This window comes from Sabulicella flocculans (genome assembly GCF_045449635.1).
Classification (GTDB): Bacteria; Pseudomonadota; Alphaproteobacteria; order Acetobacterales; family Acetobacteraceae; genus Roseococcus.
Genome location: NZ_JBJJBR010000019.1, coordinates 1 through 20,038, shown reverse-complemented (window position 1 = coordinate 20,038; position 20,038 = coordinate 1). Strand labels below are relative to the sequence as shown.

Annotated in this window: 15 protein-coding genes; 3 read left to right on the top strand and 12 right to left on the bottom strand. The window is 74.5% G+C overall.

Going from position 1 to position 20,038, the window contains the following annotated elements; all coding sequences use genetic code 11:
• Positions 1–51: 51 nt before the first annotated feature.
• Entirely contained in the window at positions 52–3,615 is a 3,564-nt protein-coding gene (locus ACI6QG_RS15350) for a PAS domain-containing protein (RefSeq protein ID WP_407025456.1), read from the bottom strand.
• A 194-nt stretch (positions 3,616–3,809) separates the two neighbouring features.
• Between ACI6QG_RS15350 and ACI6QG_RS15345 the strand changes: the two genes are divergently transcribed.
• The gene (locus ACI6QG_RS15345) at positions 3,810–5,792 is read left to right on the top strand and encodes a methyl-accepting chemotaxis protein (RefSeq protein WP_407025455.1); all 1,983 of its coding nucleotides are present in this window, start codon (positions 3,810–3,812) and stop codon (positions 5,790–5,792) included.
• Here ACI6QG_RS15345 and ACI6QG_RS15340 read toward each other — a convergent pair.
• From ACI6QG_RS15340 to ACI6QG_RS15320, 5 genes are all read right to left on the bottom strand, one after another.
• On the bottom strand, positions 5,789–7,666 hold the full coding sequence (locus ACI6QG_RS15340) for a potassium transporter Kup (RefSeq protein WP_407025454.1): 1,878 nt from the start codon (positions 7,664–7,666) through the stop codon (positions 5,789–5,791). The genes ACI6QG_RS15345 and ACI6QG_RS15340 overlap by 4 nt on opposite strands.
• Before the next feature lie 96 nt (positions 7,667–7,762).
• Positions 7,763–8,548 (bottom strand): amino acid ABC transporter ATP-binding protein, encoded by a 786-nt coding sequence (locus ACI6QG_RS15335; protein ID WP_407025453.1) that lies wholly within the window; start codon positions 8,546–8,548, stop codon positions 7,763–7,765.
• 82 nt (positions 8,549–8,630) lie between these two features.
• Positions 8,631–9,776 (bottom strand): amino acid ABC transporter permease, encoded by a 1,146-nt coding sequence (locus ACI6QG_RS15330; protein ID WP_407025452.1) that lies wholly within the window; start codon positions 9,774–9,776, stop codon positions 8,631–8,633.
• Between the two features lie 4 nt (positions 9,777–9,780).
• Positions 9,781–10,983, bottom strand: a complete 1,203-nt coding sequence (locus tag ACI6QG_RS15325; protein ID WP_407025451.1) for an amino acid ABC transporter permease — start codon at positions 10,981–10,983, stop codon at positions 9,781–9,783.
• A gap of 87 nt (positions 10,984–11,070) precedes the next feature.
• On the bottom strand, positions 11,071–12,189 hold the full coding sequence (locus ACI6QG_RS15320; RefSeq protein WP_491630742.1) for an amino acid ABC transporter substrate-binding protein: 1,119 nt from the start codon (positions 12,187–12,189) through the stop codon (positions 11,071–11,073).
• Positions 12,190–12,306: 117 nt separating this feature from the next.
• Between ACI6QG_RS15320 and lhpI the strand changes: the two genes are divergently transcribed.
• Complete coding sequence (lhpI, locus tag ACI6QG_RS15315; RefSeq protein WP_407025450.1) at positions 12,307–13,227, top strand: bifunctional Delta(1)-pyrroline-2-carboxylate/Delta(1)-piperideine-2-carboxylate reductase; 921 nt, start codon at positions 12,307–12,309, stop codon at positions 13,225–13,227.
• On the opposite strand, the gene ACI6QG_RS15310 is transcribed toward lhpI, so the two are convergent.
• A complete protein-coding gene (locus ACI6QG_RS15310) occupies positions 13,210–15,858 on the bottom strand; it encodes a hybrid sensor histidine kinase/response regulator (RefSeq protein ID WP_407025449.1) in 2,649 nt (882 codons plus the stop codon). The two genes, lhpI and ACI6QG_RS15310, sit on opposite strands and share 18 nt — an antisense overlap.
• Between ACI6QG_RS15310 and ACI6QG_RS15305 the strand changes: the two genes are divergently transcribed.
• Positions 15,857–16,654, top strand: a complete 798-nt coding sequence (locus tag ACI6QG_RS15305) for an ABC transporter substrate-binding protein (protein WP_407025448.1) — start codon at positions 15,857–15,859, stop codon at positions 16,652–16,654. The two genes, ACI6QG_RS15310 and ACI6QG_RS15305, sit on opposite strands and share 2 nt — an antisense overlap.
• A 257-nt stretch (positions 16,655–16,911) precedes the next feature.
• Here ACI6QG_RS15305 and ACI6QG_RS15300 read toward each other — a convergent pair whose 3' ends face one another.
• The 5 genes from ACI6QG_RS15300 to ACI6QG_RS15280 all read right to left on the bottom strand — a co-directional run.
• The gene (locus ACI6QG_RS15300) at positions 16,912–18,240 is read right to left on the bottom strand and encodes an MFS transporter (RefSeq protein ID WP_407025447.1); all 1,329 of its coding nucleotides are present in this window, start codon (positions 18,238–18,240) and stop codon (positions 16,912–16,914) included.
• Complete coding sequence (locus tag ACI6QG_RS15295; RefSeq protein WP_407025446.1) at positions 18,237–18,821, bottom strand: nitrile hydratase subunit alpha; 585 nt, start codon at positions 18,819–18,821, stop codon at positions 18,237–18,239. The genes ACI6QG_RS15300 and ACI6QG_RS15295 overlap by 4 nt, the downstream gene beginning before the upstream one ends.
• A gap of 2 nt (positions 18,822–18,823) precedes the next feature.
• Positions 18,824–19,177: an SH3-like domain-containing protein gene (locus ACI6QG_RS15290; RefSeq protein ID WP_407025445.1), complete on the bottom strand. Its 354-nt coding sequence runs from the start codon at positions 19,175–19,177 to the stop codon at positions 18,824–18,826.
• A 26-nt stretch (positions 19,178–19,203) separates the two neighbouring features.
• Entirely contained in the window at positions 19,204–19,491 is a 288-nt protein-coding gene (locus ACI6QG_RS15285) for a nitrile hydratase (protein WP_407025444.1), read from the bottom strand.
• The coding region (locus ACI6QG_RS15280; RefSeq protein ID WP_407025443.1) for an SH3 domain-containing protein at positions 19,488–20,038 on the bottom strand (551 nt) is incomplete at its 5' end. The genes ACI6QG_RS15280 and ACI6QG_RS15285, both read right to left, overlap by 4 nt.

The following is a 20,038-nucleotide window of genomic DNA, read 5'->3' as shown; positions in this document are numbered from 1 at the left end:
ACGTCATCATTCCGTGGCGAAAGCGCGACGTTCCGTGTGGTTGCACGCGCGTCACCCGGTCGGCGGTTCGGCCGTCGTCCAGCCGGCGCAGCGCCGCAGCAGGGCGCGCAGCGCCGCCGCCAGGGCGGTGCCGGGCGGGGGTGCGGCGATGCAGGGATCATCCTCCGCCGGCTGCTCGCCCTCCGGCAGCATCACCGGCAGGTGGGCGAAGGTGGCGCGCAGCTCGGCCGCCAGCGCGGCCGCCGGCTTGTCGGGCAGCGGGCCGGCCAGCACCACGGCATCGTAGGTGCCGCGGGCGCTGCGCGCCCGGGCCAGCGTCTCCGCCGCGGTGCCGGCTTCCTCGGCGGCCCAGCCGCCGCCGGCCAGCGCCTCGGCGGCGCGCAGCCGCAGGGCGGGGTCGGCGGCGGCCAGCAGCACGCGCCGGGTGCGGCCGCGGTCCAGCGCGTCGCGCACCGCCTGGCCCAGCGCGGCCAGGGTGAAGGGCTTGGGCAGCATCTCCACCCCCGCGTCCAGCCGCCCGCCATGCACGATGGCGTTGCGGGTGTAGCCCGAGGTGTAGAGCACCCGCAGGTCGGGCTGGCGCTGCCGGGCGGCGTCCGCCAGCTCCCTGCCCGACAGGCCGGGCATCACCACGTCGGTGAACAGCAGGTCCACCGGGTGGCCGTGCCGCTCCAGCAGCCGCAGGGCGGAGGCGCCGTCATGCGCCTCCAGCACGCGGTAGCCCAGCTCGCGCAGGCTTTCCACGGTGTAGGCGCGCACGTCGTCGTCGTCCTCCACCGCCAGGATGACCTCCTGCAGGCCGGCGCGCTCCAGCCCGGCGGCGCGGGCCGCCTCCTCCTCCTCCGCCGTCGCCTCGGCCTGCAGGCGGGGCAGGTAGATCTTCACCGTGGTGCCCTGCCCCTCCTCCGAGTACAGCTTCACGTGCCCGCCGGACTGCTTGGTGAAGCCGTACACCTGCGAGAGGCCGAGCCCGGTGCCGTGGCCCGGCTCCTTGGTGGTGAAGAAGGGCTCGAACACGCGGGCCATCACCTCGCGCGGCATGCCGGTGCCGGTGTCGGTCACGGCCAGCACCACGTACTGGCCGGGCGCCACCTCGGCGTGCTGGGTGGCGTAGCCGGCGTCCAGGTGGGCGTTCGCCGTCTCGATGGTCAGCGTGCCGCCGCGCGGCAGCGCGTCGCGCGCGTTCAGCGCCAGGTTGAGGATGGCGCTTTCCAGCTGGTTGGGGTCCGCCTCCACCCGCCACAGCCCCGGCGAGGTGACGATCTCCAGCCGCACCGTCTCGCCCAGCGAGCGGTTGAGCATGTCGCTCATGCCGCGCACCAGCCGGTCCACGTCGATGGGCTTGGGCGCCAGCGGCTGCCGGCGCGAGAAGGCGAGCAGGCGCTGCGTCAGCGCCGCGGCGCGCTCGGCGCCCTTCATGGCGTTGCCCAGGGCGCGCAGGGCGCGCGCCTCCTGCACGCCCGCGCCCTCCAGGGCGCGCAGGGCCATGTCCAGGTTGCCCTTCACCACCGTCAGCAGGTTGTTGAAGTCGTGCGCCACGCCGCCGGTCAGCTGGCCCACCGCCTCCATCTTCTGCGCCTGGCGCAGCGCGTCCTCCACCTCGCGCCGGGCCGCCAGCGCCTCCTCCACCCGGCGCTCCAGCGTGGCGTTCAGCTCGCGCAGGGATCGCTCGGCCTGCACGCGCTCCTCCACCACGACGCCGGAGGGCACGAGGTGGGTGACGGCCCCGGCCTCGTCGCGCAGGGGCGCCATCTGGAAGTCCAGCGTCAGCAGCGCGCCGCCGGCCACCTGCACCGGCACGTCGAAGCGCACCGTCTCGCCCGCGGCCGCACGCGCCACGGCGTCGCGCAGCCGCGCCTGCACCGCGGCATCGTGCGACCACCAGGGCGCCTCCCAGTAGGGGCGGCCCAGCACGTCGGCCGGCGTCAGCGCCGCGGCGCGCAGCGGGGCCTGGTTGATCTCGAGCAGGGTGCCGTCGCGCTCCAGCAGGCCGACGAAGGCGAACAGCCCGTCCAGCACGCGGCGCAGCCGGCCCTCGCTCGCCTTGCGGGCGGTGATGTCCACCGCGGTGCCCAGCACGCGGGTGCAGCGGCCGGCGGCGTCGAACAGGCCGCGCCCCTTGGCCGCCACCCAGCGCAGCTTGCCGTCCTCCAGCCCCACCGTGCGGTACTCGGCGTCGTAGAGGGCGCGGCGGGCCGGGTCCATCGCCGCCGCGAAGGCGGCCAGCACGGCGGGCGCGTCCTCCGGGTGCAGCCCGGCGCGGAAGTCGTCCATGGTGATGGCGCCGGCGTGGGTGATGCCGAACATGGCCTTCACCCGCGCCGGCCAGACGATGGATTCCGTCGCCGGGTCCACGTCCCAGAAGCCCACGTCGGACAGCTCGGTGGACAGGCGCAGCCGCTCCTCCGCCTCGCGCAGCGCCTCCTCGGCGGCGCGGCGCTCGTGGATGTCCAGCAGCACGCCGGGGAAGCGCAGCGGCGCGCCGGCGGCGTCCTTCTCCACCCGGCCGGAGGCGGCGATCCAGCGCCAGCCGCCCTCGCGCGGGCGGACCCGGTACTCGGAGCGGTAGGGGCCGCCGGCCGCCAGCGCCTCGCCGATGGCGGCCTGCACCCGGGGCAGGTCCTCGGGGTGGATGGAGGCGGTCACGTCCTCCAGCGTCAGCCCGGCGCGGCAGCGCGCGGGGTCGAGGCCGAAGGAGCGCGCGAAGCGGGCGTCGGCGGTCAGGCGGTTGTGCGGGATGTCCCACACCCAGGTGCCGATGATGGCGCCGGAATCCAGCGCCAGCTCCACGCGCTCGGCGGCGTCCCGCGCGGTGCGCTCGGCGGCGCGCCCGGCGGTGACGTCGCGCCAGAACATCGCCAGGCCTTCCTCCACCGGGAAGGCGCGCAGGTCCATCCAGGCGTCCTGCCCGTCGGGGCCGCGGCGGCGGTGCTCCAGCGCCACCGCCTCGCGCGCCTGCATGGCGTGGCGCAGCAGCCGGCCCGGCTCGCCGTCGCGCATCTGCGGATGGGCGGCGAAGTAGTCGCGCCCGACCAGCGCCTCGCGCGGGCGGCCGTCCAGGCGCAGCGCCTCGGCGTTGAGGTCGAGGATGGTGAAGTCGTGGCCCAGGATGCCGAAGGCCTCGCCCATGCCGTCCAGCACCTCGCGCAGGCGCTGGCGCTCGGCGCGCAGCGCGCGCTCGGCCGTCACCTGGCCGGTGATCTCGGTGCAGGCGCAGAAGAAGCCGGCCACCGCCCCGGTGCCGTCGCGCATCGGCGTGTAGGAGAAGGCGAAGTGCGTCTCCTCGCGGAAGCCGCGGCGCTGCATGGACAGGGTGATGTCGTCCATGTGCACCGGCTGGCCCGCATAGGCGGCGGCGACGATGGGCGTGAGGTCGGCGCGGATCTCGTGCCACACCTCCAGGAAGTCGCGCCCCAGGGCGGCGGGGTGCTTGCCGGCCAGCACCTCGGCGTAGGCGTCGTTGTAGAGCAGGGTGCGCCCCGGCCCCCAGGCCACGAACATCGGCTGGTTGGAGCCGAGCATGACGCCCAGCAGCGTGCGCAGCTCCGTCGGCCAGCCCGCCGCCGGGCCGAGCGGCGTGGCCGCCCAGTCCAGGTCGCGGATGCGCGCGCCCATGCCGCCGCCGGCCGCGGGATCCGGGAAAGGCGTCGCGGGACTGGGGGGCATGGGTGGGGATGGGCCTCGTGGCGCGGGTGGCGGCGGAGGCATCGGTTAGCACGCCGGCGCGGCGGCCGGGAGACGCCGCACCGATAAGGGAAAAGCAAGCTGTGCGGTTGCAGCCTCGGCCCGGAGAGAAACGGAATCCTTCGATGCCCAACCCCCAAGCGCGCGCCCGGGCGCTGCGCATCGCGCCGGTGCTGCTGGGCCTGCTGGCCGCGGGCGGCCTGGCCAGCGGCGCCGCCACGCTGCAGGGCGTGCGTTCGCTGCGGGCGATGGAGGGCGCGCTGCGCGACCTCCAATCCTCCTCCGTCCGCCCGATGGGCGAGCTGAAGGCGGTGTCGGACGCCTTCGCCGTCTCGGTGGTGGACGCCTCGCACAAGGTGCGCAACGGCAACTTCCGCTGGGAGGAGGGGCGCCGCGCCCTGGCCGAGGCCGAGGGCATCATCCTGCGCGCGCTGGACGCCCTGCGCGGCGCCGCGCTGGCGCCCGCGGCCCAGGCCCAGATGGCGGCCGCCCGCGCGCGCGAGGCCGCCGCCTGGGAAGTGCTGCGCGCCCTGCAGGCCGCCATGCGCGCGGAGGATCCCCGCGCCCTGGACGCCGTGGTGCGAGGGCGCCTGTACCCTGCCATCGACCCGCTGACTGAAGCCATCGGCGCCGTGCTGGACGCGCAGATCGCCGCGGCCGGGGCGCAGGTGGCGGCGGCGGGGGAGGCCGCGGCGGCGGCGCTGTGGCGCCTGCACGCGCTGGCGGGGCTGACGGCGCTGCTGCTGCTCGCCTCCGCGCTGCTGGTGGTGCGGCGGGTGACGCGGCCGATGGCCGGGCTGACCGGCGCCATGGCCGGCATCGCCGCCGGCGAGCTGGAGCGCGAGGTGCCGGGCGGCGCGCGCGGCGACGAGATCGGCGAGATGGCGCGCGCCCTGGTGGTGCTGCGCGACGGCCTGCGGGAGGCCGGGGCCGCCCGCGCCGCCCGCGAGGCCGAGCGCGCCCGCGTGGCGGAGGAGCGCCAGGCCATGCTGCGCGAGATGGCCGCCCGCGTGGAGGAGGAGGCCGGCCGCGCCGTGGGCGCCGTGGCCGAGGGCATGGGCCGCATGGCCGAGGACGCGGTGGCCATGGCCGCCAGCGCCGCCCAGGTGCGCGCCGACAGCGCGGGCGTCACCGCCGCGGCGGAGGAGGCGATGCGCAACGTGCAGACCGTCGCCTCCGCCACGGAGGAACTCGGCGCCTCCATCCGCGAGATCACCGCCCGCATCGCCGGGGCGGGCGGCGCCACCCGGCGCGCCGCCGGCCAGGGCGAGGAAAGCCGCGCGCAGATCGCCCGCCTGTCCGCCGAGATGGAGCGCATCGGCAACGTGGCGCGCATGATCGCGGGCATCGCGGCGCAGACCAACCTGCTGGCGCTGAACGCCACCATCGAGGCGGCGCGGGCCGGCGAGGCCGGCAAGGGCTTCGCCGTGGTGGCGGGGGAGGTGAAGGCGCTGGCCGCGCAGACCGCCCGCGCCACGGAGGAGATCGGCCGCCAGGTGCAGGAGATGGCCGGCGCGACGGAGGAGGCGGTGCGCAACGTGGCGCAGATGGCCGACGCCGTGGCCGAGGTGAACGAGGCCACCGCCGCCATCGCCTCCGCCATGGAGGAGCAGAGCGCCGCCACGCAGGAGATCGCCCGCGCGGTGGGCGAGGCCGCGGGCGCGGCGGCGGCGGTGTCGGAGCGCATCGCCACCGTGGCGGAGGAGACGGAGCGCACCGGCGCCCGCGCCGCCCATGTGCAGCAGGGCACCCAGGCGGCGAGCGAGGCGGTGTCGGCCCTGCGCGGCGTGCTGGTGAAGGTGGTGCGCCAGGCCGCGCCGGAAGTGGACCGCCGCGGGGAGCCCCGGCTGGCGGTGCGCCAGCCGGCGCGCCTCTCGGGCCCCGGCCTGCCGGCGGCGGGGCTGGAGGTGCTGGTGACCGACCTTTCGCCCGGCGGCGCGGCGCTGGAGCCGGTGGAGGGCGTGGCCGAGGGCGCGCGGCTGCGGCTGGCCCTGCCCGGACTGCCGGCGCTGGAGGCCACCGCCCGCCTCGCCCCCGGCCGGGTGCGGCTGGTCTTCGCCGCCGGGCAGGCCGGGCTGGAAGGGCTGCGGGCGCGGCTGGCCGCCTAGATGGCTATGCGCACCCCCAGCTCCACCACCCGGTCGGAGGGGATGCGGAAGAACTCGGTGGCGGGCAGGGAATTGCGGCTCATCAGCGTGTAGAGCCACTGCTGCCAGCCCGCCATCTTGGGCACCGCCGCCGCCACGATGGTCTCGCGCCCCAGGAAGTAGGAGGCCTGCATCGGCTCGTAGGCGATGAGGCCGGCGGCGGCCAGGCGCTCCAGCTCGCGCGGGATGTCCGGGCTTTCTTGGAAGCCGTAGCGCAGGATGACGCGCCGGATGCCCTCGGCCAGCTCCTGCACCTCGGCGCGGCGCTCGGCACCCACGGCCGGGATGTCCTCGTTCAGCACGGTGACGAACAGCACCTTCTCGTGCAGCACCTTGTTGTGCTTGAGGTTGTGCAGCAGCGCGCCGGGCAGGTAGTCCGCCTGGCCGGTCATGAACACCGCGATGCCCGGCACCCGCGTGGTGCGCGACTGCGGCAGCCGCGCCAGGAAGGAGCGCAGCGGCAGCCCGTCGGCGCGGATGCGCGCGAACAGCAGCTGCCGGCCCTGGTACCACACGTACATCAGCGCGAAGGCCACCGCGCCGATGAGGATGGGGACGTAGCCGCCCTCGGGGATCTTCAGCGCGGTGGCGATGAAGTAGGAAAGGTCGAGCAGTAGCAGCGGCACGAAGACCACCGCCAGCTTCGCCCGCCCCCAGCCGAACTGGCGGCGGAACACCACGAAGGCCAGCAGCGTGGTGCACAGGAAGGTGCCGGTCACCGCCAGCCCGTAGGCGGCGGCCAGCGCCTCGGAGGTGTGGAACTCCAGCACCAGGATCACCACGCCGATCAGCAGCGCGGCGTTCACCTGCGGCATGTAGATCTGCCCTTCCTCGGTCGCGGAGGTGTGGCGCACCTCCAGCCGCGGCGAGAAGCCCAGCTGCACGCATTGCCGCGCGATGGAGAAGGCGCCCGAGATCATCGCCTGGGAGGCGATGATGGTCGCCGCCGTGGCCAGCACCACCAGGATGGGGCGGAACCACTCGGGCGCCAGCAGGTAGAAGGGGTTCTCGATCGCCGCGGGGTCGCGCAGCAGCAGCGCGCCCTGGCCCATGTAGTTCAGCGCCAGCGCCGGCAGCACGAAGGCCACCCAGGCCAGCTGGATGGGCTTGCGGCCGAAATGCCCCATGTCGGCGTACAGCGCCTCCGCCCCCGTCACCGCCAGCACGACGGAGCCCATCGCGATGAAGGCGGCCAGGTGGTAGTGGATGCAGAAGTTGATGGCGTACCAGGGCGAGACGGCGGCGAAGACCGCCGGGTTGTGCAGCGCCTCCGCCAGCCCCAGCACGCCCAGCGTGCCGAACCAGATGGCGCAGATGGGCCCGAAGAAGGCGCCCATGGCGCCGGTGCCGCGCCACTGCACCAGGAACAGCGCCAGCAGCACGCCCAGGGTGATGGGGATGACGGCGGCGCGGAAGCCGGGCTCGATCACCTCCAGCCCCTCGACGGCCGAGAGCACGGAGATGGCGGGCGTGATCATGCCGTCGCCCAGGAACAGGGCGGCGCCGGCGATGCCGATCATCGCCAGCGCCATGCGGCCGCGCGGCGTCTCGGCCGTGCGCTGGGCCAGCGCCATCAGCGCCATGATGCCGCCCTCGCCCCGGTTGTCGGCGCGCATGACGAACAGCACGTACTTCACCGTGACGGTGAGCATGAGCGACCAGAAGATGAGGGAGATGATCCCCAGCACCTCCCAGTCGGCGATGCCGCCCTCGTCGAAGTGCAGCAGCGCGGCCTTGAGCGCGTAGAGCGGCGAGGTGCCGATGTCGCCATAGACGACGCCGAGCACGCCGATCAGCGCGGCCAGGGTGATTTTCCGTGGGGGGTCGGCGGACACGCGGCGCCTCGTCGGGGGGGGGTCGGGACGGCGCGGGTTAGTCCCGCGCCGTCCCCGCTTCTAGCAGCGGCCGGCGCGGGTCAGGGTTGCGTTTGCTCAATGCCCGCGGAGGATCTGGGACAGGAACAGCTTCAGGCGGTCGGTCTGCGGGTTCTCGAAGATGGTCTCGGGCACGCCCTGCTCCACCACCTCGCCGCGGTCCATGAACACCACGCGGTCGGCCACCTGGCGGGCGAAGCCCATCTCGTGCGTCACGCAGATCATGGTCATGCCGGTGTCGGCCAGCATCACCATGGTGTCCAGCACCTCCTTGATCATCTCCGGGTCCAGGGCGCTGGTCGGCTCGTCGAACAGCATGATCTTGGGCTGCATGCACAGGGCGCGGGCGATGGCGACGCGCTGCTGCTGCCCGCCCGAGAGCTGGCCGGGATACTTGCCCGCCTGCTCGGGGATGCGCACCCGCGTCAGGTACTCCATCGCCAGCTCCTCGGCCTGCTTCTTGGGCATCTTGCGGACCCAGATGGGCGCCAGGGTGCAGTTCTCGAGGATGGTGAGGTGCGGGAACAGGTTGAAGCTCTGGAACACCATGCCGACCTCGCGGCGGATGGAGTCCAGCGCCTTGACGTCGTCGGACAGCTCGATGCCGTCCACCACGATGCGCCCCTCCTGGTGCTCCTCCAGCCGGTTGATGCAGCGGATCAGGGTGGACTTGCCCGAGCCCGAGGGGCCGCAGACCACCACGCGCTCGCCCAGCGCCACGTCCAGCGAGACGTCGCGCAGCACGTGCAGCGAGCCGTACCACTTGTTGACCTTCTGCAGGCTGATGGCCGGCGGGGCGTCGGCCCGGACGGCGGAGGAAAGGGTCTCGGCGGCGGCGGACATTGTTCTCAAGTCTCCCAGCGGTTGCGTTGCGTGCCTTTGCCTGCGTCGTCGCGGCCGGGGGCGCCGGCCGCGGGTCCCGGTCTTACCGCCGGCGGTGCGCGTTGAATTCGCGCTCGAGCCCCGCGCTGTACTTGGACATGGCGAAGCAGAAGCAGAAGTAGATCAGCGCGAGCGTGATGTAGACCTCCACGCCGAAGCCCTGCCACATCGGCTCGATGATGGCGGTCTTGCCCGCGGTCAGCAGGTCGAAGATGCCGATGATCAGCACCAGCGAGGTGTCCTTGAAGAAGCCGATGAAGGTGTTGACCAGCGGCGGGATCACCAGCCGCAGCGCCTGGGGCAGGATGATGAGGCCGGTCTTCTTCCAGTAGCTCAGCCCCAGCGCGTCCGCGGCCTCGTACTGGCCCTTGGGCAGCGCCTGCAGCCCGGCGCGCACGACTTCCGCCAGGTAGGCGCCGGCGAACAGGATGATGGCCACCTGCGCGCGCAGCAGCTTGTCGATGTTCACGCCTTCGGGAAGGAACAGCGGGAACATGACGGAGGCCATGAACAGCAGCGAGATCAGCGGCACGCCGCGGATCAGCTCCACGTAGAGCACGCAGATCGCCTTGATGGCCGGCAGCCTGGAGCGCCGCCCCAGCGCCACCAGGATGGCCAGCGGGAAGGCGAAGGCCAGCCCGAAGGTGGACAGGATCAGCGTGATGGGCAGCCCGCCCCACTTCTCCTGCGGGACGTAGCTGAGGCCCAGCACGCCGCCCCACATCAGCACGCCGATCACCGTCAGCACCACCGCCCAGATCACCGCCAGCCGCCAGTTCCAGAAGCGCCGCATGGCGGAGACGACGTAGAGGCCGATGAACAGCAGGCAGACCACCAGCGGCCGCCAGTGCTCCTCGAAGGGGTAGGTGCCGAACAGGATGAAGCGGTGCTTCTCCGTCACCACGGCCCAGCAGGCGCCCACGCCCTTGGCCTCGCGGCAGGCGGTGGTGTCGGGCTGGCCGGCGGCGTTGTGCGGCACGGTCCAGACGGCGTTGATGAAGGCCCAGTCCACGAAGGACAGGGCGTAGCGCACCAGCAGGTAGCCCAGCGCCAGGGTGATGGCGGTGGACCACCAGTTGGCGAACAGGTTCTCGCGTGCCCAGGCCGTGGGCCCCACCAGCCGCCGCGGCGCGGTGCGCGGCAGGGCGTCGTCGGGGATCTTGGCGGCGTTCTCGGCGGTGATGCTCATGGCCTCAGCGCTCCACCAGGGCGATCTTGGAATTGTACCAGTTCATGAACAGGCTGATGCTCAGGCTGATCGTCAGGTAGACCAGCATGATGATGGCGATGCCCTCGATGGCCTGGCCGGTCTGGTTCAGCGTGGTGTTGGCGATGCTCACGATGTCCTGGTAGCCGATGGCCACCGCCAGCGAGGAGTTCTTGGTGATGTTCAGGAACTGGCTGGTCATCGGCGGGATGATGACGCGCAGCGCCTGCGGCAGCACCACCAGCGACATCACGCGCCCGCGCGGCAGGCCCAGCGCCTGCGCCGCCTCCCACTGGCCCTGGTTCACCGCCAGGATGCCCGCGCGCACGATCTCGGCGATGAAGCCGGCGGTGTAGAGCGTCAGACCCAGCAGCAGCGCGAAGAACTCCGGGCTGACGGTGAGGCCGCCCTGGAAGTTGAAGCCGCGCAGGAAGGGCACGTCGGGCGTGAAGGGCGCGCCCAGCGCCGCCCACACCGCCAGCGGCAGGGCCAGCATCAGCCCCACCCCGGCGGGCCACACCTTGCGCGGCTGGCCGTCGGCCATCTGCTTCGCGCGCGCCGCCCGGCGCAGCAGCCAGAACGCGATGGCGCCCACGGCGAAGGCCAGCAGCGCCATCGAATGCGCGTGCTCCCACTGGAACCACGGCAGCTTCAGGCCGCGGTTGGACAGGAACACGCCGTCCATCGGGTTGATCGCCTGCCGCGGCCCCGGCAGGGCCTGCAGCAGCGCGTACCAGAACAGCAGCTGCAGCAGCAGCGGCAGGTCGCGCACCAGCTCGACATAGGCGCCGGCGATGCGCGCCAGCAGCCAGTTGCGCGACAGCCGCGCGATGCCCAGCAGCGTGCCCAGGATGGTGGCCAGCACGATGCCCACCACAGCGACCTTCAGCGTGTTCAGCACGCCGACGGTCAGCGCGCGGAGGTAGGTCATGGAAGGGTCGTACTCGATCAGCGATTCCGCGATCGGCAGCCCCGCCTCGCGCTGCAGGAAGCCGAAGCCGGTGGCGATGCGCCGGACCTCCAGGTTGTAGGAGGTGTTGCGGTACAGCCACCAGAAAACGGACAGGATGGCGCCGACCACCAGCACCTGCCACACGATGTTGCGCACGCGCTCGTCCGACCACGACAGGCGCAGCGGCCGGCCCGGGGCCTTGCGGGCGAAGCGCGGATCGGCGGTGGAATCCGACATGTTGTCCAGCCTGTCCCTGTGTCTCGTTCTTGCCCGGCGGCCCGGGGTGGGTCCGGGCCGCGCGGCGCCGCGCGGCCCGGGGAAGGCTCACCGGAAGGGCGGCGCGTACTGCTGCCCGCCGGGCTGCGTCCACAGCGCGTTCGGGCCGCGCTGCAGCCCGATGGGCGCCAGGTTGCGCTGGAAGATCTCGCCGTAGTTGCCCACGCCCTTCAGCACGTTGACCATCCAGGCGTTGTCCACGCCCAGCATCTGGCCCAGCCCGCCGGTGCGGCCCAGCATGCGCTGCACCTCCGGCCGCGGGTCGTTGGCCAGCATCTGGTCCACGTTGGCGGTGGTGATGCCGAACTCCTCGGCGCCGACCAGGCCGAAGTGCAGCCAGCGCACCAGGTCGCCGAAGCGCTGGTCGCCGTGGCGGAACAGCGGGCCCAGCGGCTCCTTGCTGATCACCTGCGGCAGGATCACGTGGTCGTTCGGGTTCTGCTGCACGGCGCGCGTGGCGGCGAGGCCCGAGACGTCGGTGGTGTAGGCGTCGCAGCGGCCGGCGATGTAGGCGGCGATGTTGTCCTCCAGCCGCTCGATCACCACCGGGCGGATCTGGATGCGCGCGCCGCGCGCCCAGTCGGCCAGGTTCTGCTCGGTCGTCGTGCCGGGCTGCACGCACACCGTGGCGCCGTCCAGCTGGTTGGCGTTGTTCACGTTCAGACTGCGCTTCACCATGAAGCCCTGGCCGTCATAGAAGTTGGTGGCCGCGAAGTCGAAGCCCAGCGAGGTGTCGCGCGACAGCGTCCAGGTCGTGTTGCGGCTGAGGATGTCCACCTCGCCCGACTGCAGCGCGGTGAAGCGGTTCTGCGCCGTGGTCGGCACGTAGCGCACCTTGCTGGCGTCGTTGAAGATGGCGATGGCCAGCGCGCGGCAGTAGTCCACGTCGAAGCCCTGCCACACGCCCTGGCTGTTGGGCGCCGCGAAGCCGGCCAGGCCGGTGTTCACGCCGCAGATCAGCGTCCCGCGCGAGCGGATGGCGTCCAGCGTGGAGCCGCTGACCGGCGCGGCGGCGGGCGCGGCGGCGGGCGCCGGCGTGGCGGGCGCGGCCGGGCGCGCCGGCGTGGTCTGCGCGCCCGCGGGCAGCGTGGTGGCGAGGATGGCGGCCGCGCCGAAGGCGCCGGCCAGGAGGCGTTGCTTGGAAATGGGCCGCTTGGGCGTCGTCACGTTTGAAGTCTCCCCAGTATCCGTTTCGAAGCCGTCCCGTCGCCGGGCCGGTCGTTCGCCGCATGATGCTGCGCTATGACCGACAGGGGATCAATCTTGCAATGGGGGAGTGCGGGGATGCGACACCTGGACGGAGCGGCGGTGGCGGCGGCGCTGCCCTGGGGCGGGCTGGTTGCCGCTTTGCGCGCCACCTTCGCCGCCGGCTGTCACGCGCCGCTGCGCCACCGCCACCCGATGCCCGAGGGCGGCACCCTGCTGCTGATGCCCGCCTGGAACGACACCCATGCCGGGGTGAAGCTGGTGCACGTGGCGCCGGCCAACACGTCGCGCGGGCTGCCGGCGGTGGCGGCCAGCTACCTGCTCTCGGATTCGCGCACCGGCGTGCCCATCGCCCTGCTCGACGGCGGCGAGCTGACGGACCGGCGCACCGCCGCGGCCTCCGTGCTCGCCGCCTCCTTCCTCGCGCGCGGGGATTCGCGCCGGCTGCTGGTGCTGGGCGCGGGCAAGGTGGCGGCCGCCCTGGCCGAGGCGCACCACGCGCATTTCGGCCTCGCCGAGGTCGCGATCTGGGCGCGCCGGGCCGAACAGGCGGAGGCGCTGGCGCGCCGCCTGGCCGCGCACGGCGTGCCGGCCCGCGCCGCCGCCACGCCCGACCCGACGGGGTTCGACATCGTCAGCAGCGCCACCCTGGCCACGCAGCCCATCATCCGCGGCCAGGACCTGGCGCCCGGCCAGCACCTGGACCTGGTGGGCGCCTTCACCGCCCGCATGCGCGAGGCCGACGCGGCGGCGGTGGCGCGCGCCCTGGTGGTGGCCGACACCCGCGCCGGCGTGCTGGCCGAGGGCGGCGACGTGGTCCAGGCCATCGCCGAGGGCGCGGTGACCGAGGCGCAGGTGGCGGCGGAACTGGCGGATCTGTGCCGCGGCGCGCATCCCGGCCGCACGCGCGCGGAGGAGGTGACGCTGTTCAAGTCGGTCGGCTGGGCCGGCGAGGACCTGGCGGCGGCGGTGATGGCGGTGTCAGGCCACGGGGGGTAGCGCCAGCCCCAGCCGTTCCAGCAGGGCGGCGCGCTGCACCGGCTTGCCCAGGTAGTCGTCCATGCCCGCGGCGCGGCATTGCTGCTCGAACACCGGGCCGACGGCGGCCGTCAGCCCGATGATGCGGGTGCGCCGGTTGGGGCCCTGGCCGGCGCGGATGCGGCGCGTCGCCTCCAGGCCGTCCATCACCGGCATCTGCAGATCCATCAGGATGACGTCGTAGGGGCGCGCCTGCGCCTCGCCCACGCCTTCCTGGCCGTCGGCGGCCACGTCCACGTGGCAGTTGGCGCGGGCCAGGATGGTCTTCATCACCAGCTGGTTGGTGGCGTTGTCCTCCACCAGCAGCACGCGGCGCACCGGCTCGCCGGTGGCGGCGGGCATGGGGGCGGGGGCGGGCTGCTCCGGCTCGGCGGCGGGCGGGGCCAGGGCATGCAGGATGGCGTCGCGCAGCCGCGCCGGCAGGGCGGGCTTCAGCAGGGTGGCCTGCACCAGCCCCGGCTCCGGCCGCGCGCGCGACAGCCCGGCGCCGGAGGTGCACAGCACCAGCGCGGGCTGCGGCAGCCCGGCGGTGGCGCGGATGCGCCGCGCCAGCTCCACCCCCGTGCCCTCGGGCAGCTGGCCGTCCAGCACGGCGGCGGCGAAGGGCCGGCCTTCCGCCGCCGCCGCCATCAGCTGGCCCAGCCCCATCGGCCCGTCGGGCGCCGTCACCGCTTCGGCGCCCATCGCCGCCAATTGGCGGGCCAGGATTTCCCGGTTGAGGGAGAGGTCGTCCACCACCAGCACGCGGGTGCCGGCCAGGGCGGGGCCGGCGGGGGCCTCGGCCGGGCCGGCGGGGGCGGCCAGCCGGACGCGGAAGGTGAAGCGCGCCCCGCCGCCGCGCGGCTTCTCCGGGTCGCGCGGGCCGGCCTCGATGCCGCCGCCCATCTCCTCCGCCAGCCGCCGGCAGATGGCCAGCCCCAGCCCGGTGCCGCCGAACTTGCGGCGGGTGGAGGCGTCGGCCTGGGTGAAGCGCTCGAACAGGTGGGGCACCTGGGCGGGCTCGATGCCGATGCCAGTGTCCTCCACGTGGCAGGACAGCAGCCAGCCGCGCCGGGGGCTGGGCTGGGGCCCCAGGGCCTCCGCCTCCAGCCGCAGCTGGATCCAGCCGGCCTCGGTGAACTTGACCGCGTTGCCCACCAGGTTGAACAGCACCTGGCGGAAGCGCCCGGGGTCGCCCACCACGCGCGGCGGCAGGCCGGGCGGCAGCGAGACGATGATCTCCACCCCGCGCGCCGCCGCCTTCGGGGCGAACAGCTCCACGATGGTGGCGATCTCGCTTTCCAGCACGAAGGGCAGCGATTCCAGCTCGACCGCGCCGGCCTCCAGCTTGGAGAAGTCGAGGATGTCGTTGAGCACCATCAGCAGGTGCTCGGCGCTGTTCTGGATGGTCTCGGCGTAGCGGCGCTGGATGGGCTCCAGCCGGGTGTCCAGCAGCAGCCCGGTCATGCCGATGACGCCGTTCATCGGCGTGCGGATCTCGTGGCTCATGGAGGCCAGGAAGTCCTCCTTGGCGCGCGAGGCGGCGTGGGCCGCGGCCTCCGACCCCGCCAGGCGCTGCCCCTGGCGGCGCAGCGCCTGGGCCTGGCGCAGCAGCAGCCCCAGCGCGGCCAGGATGAACAGCGCCGCCGCCCCCATGGACAGGCCGAGCACGAGGGCGAGGGCGCGCACCGGCGCCAGCGCGTCGTCGCGCGCGCGCACCGCCTCCACCACGAACAGCCCCTGGCGGGTGACGGCGAAGCCGCCGATGGCCGGCACGCCGTCCTGGTCGGTGCCCTGGAAGGTCCCGCGCTCCTGCCGCGGCAGGAAGTTGCGGAACGGCCAGGCGTTGGGGTGGATCAGCCCGATGCCCTGCCGCCCGCCATCCGAGCGCGCGAGCAGCGCGCCGTTGAGGCCGTGCAGCCGGATGGTGGCGCCGAAGGCCTCGGCCTGCCGGCGGGAGATGGCCACCAGGTAGTCCGGGTTCAGCAGCGCCACCGCCGCGCCCTCGAACTCGCCGCGCGGGCCGCGCAGGCCGCGCGCCATCGGGATGGACCACAGCCCGGTCTCGCCGATGGGGCGCGGCGGGTCGCTGGCCAGGAAGCGCCCGGCCTCCGGCGCGCCCAGCCGCAGCTGGCTGCCGCCCAGGCGCAGCTGGCGGAACCAGTCCCGGTCGCCCAGGTTCGCGCCCACCAGGCCCTCCACGCTGGACTGCACGACGACGCCCCGCGCATCCAGCAGCAACACGGCGCGCAGGTGGGACACGTCGCGCAGCACGCCCTGCATCTGGCTGTCGAAGGCCTCGGCGCGCCGGGCCAGGGCGCGCTCGCCCATGTCCAGCAGCACCACGTCCACCGTCTGGGCCGCACGCGTCAATTGATCGGCAAGGGCGTCGGCCACAGACTGCACCAGGCGCTCGGTCCCGGCGACCGCCTCCGCCTCGCTGCGCCGCATCACCATGGCGAACACCGCGACGAGGCAGAGGAGCACCAGGCCGGCGACGGCGGCATAGGGCCGCCAGGAGCGCGGCCCGGCCATGGCGGCGGGCGCCCCCGCGGCCGCGCCGGGAAGGGAAGGTTCGGAGGTGACGATGCTGGCGCGCAGGTTTCTCAGCATGGCGGCGGCCATCATCGCAGCCCTGGGCGGGATAGGCGACTCCCCGGCGCAGTCGCCGCCGCCGACGCCGCAGCCGCCGCGCCTGGAGGCGATGCGCGCGCGGGGCGAGCTGCGGGTGTGCATCTGGCCGGACTACTTCGCCGTCACCTTCCGCAACCCCCGCACCAACGAGCTGGAGGGCATGGACGTGGACATGGCCCGCGCCCTGGCGCAGCGGCTGGGCCTGCGGCCCACCTTCGTGGAGACCAGCTTCGCCGGCTTCATGGACCTGCTGGAGGCCGGGGCGTGCGACATCGCGATGATGGCGGTGGGCATCACCCGGGCGCGCGCCCAGCGGGTGGCCTTCAGCCGGCCCTACATGGCCAGCCCGGTCTTCGCGGTGACGCAGCGCGGCAACACCCGCGTGCGCGCCTGGGCCGACATCGACCACCCCGGCAACGTGGTGGCAGTGGCGGCCGGCACGGTGATGGAGCCGCTGATGAACCGCACCCTGCGCCGGGCCGAGTTGATGGTGGTGACGCCGCCCCGCACGCGCGAGGCCGAGCTGCTGGCCGGCCGGGCGGACGTCTTCATGAGCGACTTCCCCTACACCCGCCGCCTGGTGCACGAGCACGACTGGGCCGTGGTGATCGAGCCGCCCGACCGCTTCGGCGAGACGCTGTACGGCTGGGCCCTGCCCCTGCACGACCCCGCCTGGCTGGCCGAGGTGAACAACTTCCAGTCCGCCTCGCGCGCCGATGGCACCCTGGCCCGCGCGGCGGCGCGGCACGGGCTGACGCCGATCCTGCTGCGGTAGGGGCGCCCATGAAAAAGGGCCCCGCCGTTCCCGGCGGGGCCCCGCATCAATCGGGCCTGGCCCGGATGCGCCTCAGCGGGCCGCCTTGCGGGCGGCGGTGCCGGTGCGGGACAGGGTCAGGCTGGACGAGTGATGAGACACCGGATCACCTCCTTTCGGTTCGGGCGCGCGGGCCGGCCCGGGCGGCATGCCCGGGGCGCGGCAGGCGGGCCGCTCTGTTGCGACGCCGCTGCACATGGCCCCGCCGCCGGCGCGGTTCAACGGCGCAGCGCGCTGAACAGGGCCCCGCCCAGCGCGAGCCCCGCCGCGGCGGCGAAGGCCAGCCAGGGCCCGGCCAGGGTGAAGCCCGCCGCCGCCAGGGTGGCGCCCAGGCTCTGCCCCAGCACGCGGGCGGTGGCCTGCATCCCCCCCGCGCCGCCGGCCCGCGCCCGCGGGGCGGAGGCCAGCATGGTGCGGTTGTTGGGCGACTGGAAGCAGCCGAAGCCCAGCCCGGCCAGGGCCAGCAGCGCGCCGGCCGCCAGCGGGCCCTCCGGCCGCCACAGCGCCAGCCCGGCCATCGCCAGCGCCAGCAGCACCCCGCCCAGCGCGCAGGGCCAGGCCGAGGCGCCGCCGCGGTCCGCCCAGCGCCCGGCCAGCGGCGCCAGCACCCCCAGCACGATGGGATAGGGCGTCATCACCAGCCCCACCTGCCACACCGGCATGCCGGCGGCATGCAGGTGGAAGGGCAGCGCGATGACGCAGGCCATGTGCGCCCCGAACATGCAGGCCGAGGCGCAGACGGCCAGCCGCACCTCGCGCAGGCGCAGCAGGTCCAGCGGCAGCATGGGCACCGGCCGGCCCAGTTCCCGCCGCACCAGCGCCCACAGGGCCAGCGCCGCCAGCGCCAGGCAGGGCAGCGCCGGCAGGGGGGCGTGCAGCAGCAGGTCCAGCCCCAGGAACAGCGCGCCGAAGGCCAGCACGTTCAGCGCCGCCGCCGCGCCGTCGAAGGCGCGCGCCTGGCGGGGCACGCGGGGCAGCACGCGCCAGCCCAGCAGCAGCGCCGCCAGCCCGACCGGCAGGTGCGCCACGAACACCGCCGGCCAGGGCGCCACCGTCAGCACCGCCGCCCCCAGCGAGGGCGCCAGCGCCGAGCACGCCGCCACCGTCATGGCGTTGGTGCCGATGGCGCGGCCCAGCATGGCCTGCGGGTAGGTGTGGCGCACCAGCCCCGCCGTCAGCGCCATCACCGCCGCCCCGCCCGCGCCCTGCGCCACGCGCGCCAGCAGCAGCCACTCGAAGGCGGGCGCCAGGGCGCACAGCGCCGCGCAGGCCGAGAACACCAGCAGCCCCCCGGCCCAGACGCGGCGGAAGCCCGCGATCTCGCCCAGGGCGGCCATGGGGATCAGCAGCCCCACCACCGCGATCTGGTAGGCGTTGACCACCCACACCGATTCCGCCGGGCGCAGCCGCAGGGCGCGCGCCGCCTCGGGCAGGGCGATGTTGATCATGGCGGCGTCCAGCACCGTCACCGCGATGGCCGCGGCGATGGCGACGGCCGCGAGCGCCCGGCGGCCGGGCGGCAGGCCGTCCGTCGCCGCGCCGCTCACGCCACGTGCGGCAGGGCGACGCCGATGAGGTGGTCGCGCCGCACCAGCGCGGCCAGCCGGTCCTCCGGCCAGCCCTCGGTGGCGGCGGGGCGCGCGGGCAGTACCATCCAGCGGAAGTCCGCCGTGCTGTCCACCACGCGCACCTGCACCCCCGCGGGCAGCACGGTGCCGAACTCGGCCAGCACGGCGCGCGGCTCGCGCACCGCCCGCGCGCGGTAGGCGGCGGACTTGTACCAGTGCGGCGGATAGCCCAGCACGGCGCGCGGGTAGCAGGAGCACAGGGTGCAGACCACCAGGTGGTGCAGGCGCTCCGTGTCCTCCAGCACGCCCAGCGGCGGCTGGCCGGCCATGGCCACGCCGAAGGCCTCGGCCGCCGCGGTGCCGTCGCGCAGCAGCAGGGCGCGGAAGGCGGGGTCCACCCAGGCGCGGGCCACCATGCGCGCCCCGGTCTCGGGCGAGGCGCGGTCAGTGGCGGCGGCCTTGGCGGCGATCTCCGCCTCCGTCATCACGCCGCCGCGCACCAGGGCGGCCACCAGCTTCTCCAGCAGGGCCTCGCTCTCCGGGGTGGGGGTGCCGGCCACCGTCAGGCCTCCTCGAGCCAGTGGGAGAAGACCTCCACCATCACCGTGTCGCCGGCCGTGCCCTCGTTCCACAGGGCGGGCTGGTCGAACACCACGTGGTACAGGTCGCGCGGCTCGCCGGGGCGGCCGAAGGCGATGGCCTCGGGGTTGGGGAAGCTGCCCAGGTGGCGGGCCACCGTGCCCTGGCGCCCGCGCAGGTAGTGCGGGGTGCGGATGTGCATGGGCGCGTGGCGCTCCGGCCAGGCGCCGCGCACGCGCACGCGCGTGCCGGGGGCCAGGGGCGCGGCGGCGTTCACGCCCGCGCCGGCGCCCGTGGCGGCGTTCACGCCCAAGCCGCTGCCTGCAGCGGCGTTCATGCCCAAGCCGCTGCCTGCAGCGGCGTTCACGCCAGGTCCTCCCACGTCACCACGCCCTTGGCCACCATCACCGCCACCACGGAGCGCAGCCACTTCTCGTAGTAGGTGAGGCCGAAATACTCCGTCTCGTGCAGGCGCTCGATGTTCAGGCGCATCTCGTCCACGGTGAACAGGCCCTTCTCGCGCAGCAGGGCGCGCACCGCGTCCACCCGCTTGTCGAAGGCGCTGGGCGGGGCGTCGTCCGCGGGCTCCACCGCCGTGCAGCGGAAGCGCGGGTGGCCGCCCAGGTCGTGCTGCAGGGGCAGGTCGGTCATCGGATCTCCTCCTCCGGCATCACGCCGAAGATCTCCGTGCGCTTGATGTAGCCGCGGCGGTCCTGCACCTGCACCTCGCACCAGGGCGAGCCGGCGTCGCAGCCGCGCACCCGGCCGATCACGCCGGGCTTCAGCCGCGCCACCGGGGCGGCGGCGTCCTCCGGCCGGCGGCGCAGCGGCACCTCCGCGCCCCCCTCGGCGCGGACCATGAAGGTGCGGCGGCCGGGCTGCAGGTTGGAGGAATGCACCCAGCCCTCCGCCCCCTCGGGGTCGCGGATGCGGCGCCACTGGTCGTGCTCGCGCACGATCTGCACCGGCAGGTCGGAGCGCTGGTAGCGCCATTCCACCGGAAAGCGCCGCTCCGGCCCCACGCGCAGGTTCACGTCGTTGGAGCGCAGGGCGGAGAAGCGCGGCAGGGGCAGGCCGGTGACCGGGCCGGTGGTCTGCACCGGCTCGGGCGGGGCGACGGGCTGGGGCGGCGCGGCCTGGGCGGCGGCGGCGGCGGCCGCTGCGGCGGCAGCGGCGGCGGCGGCCTGGGCGGCGCGGC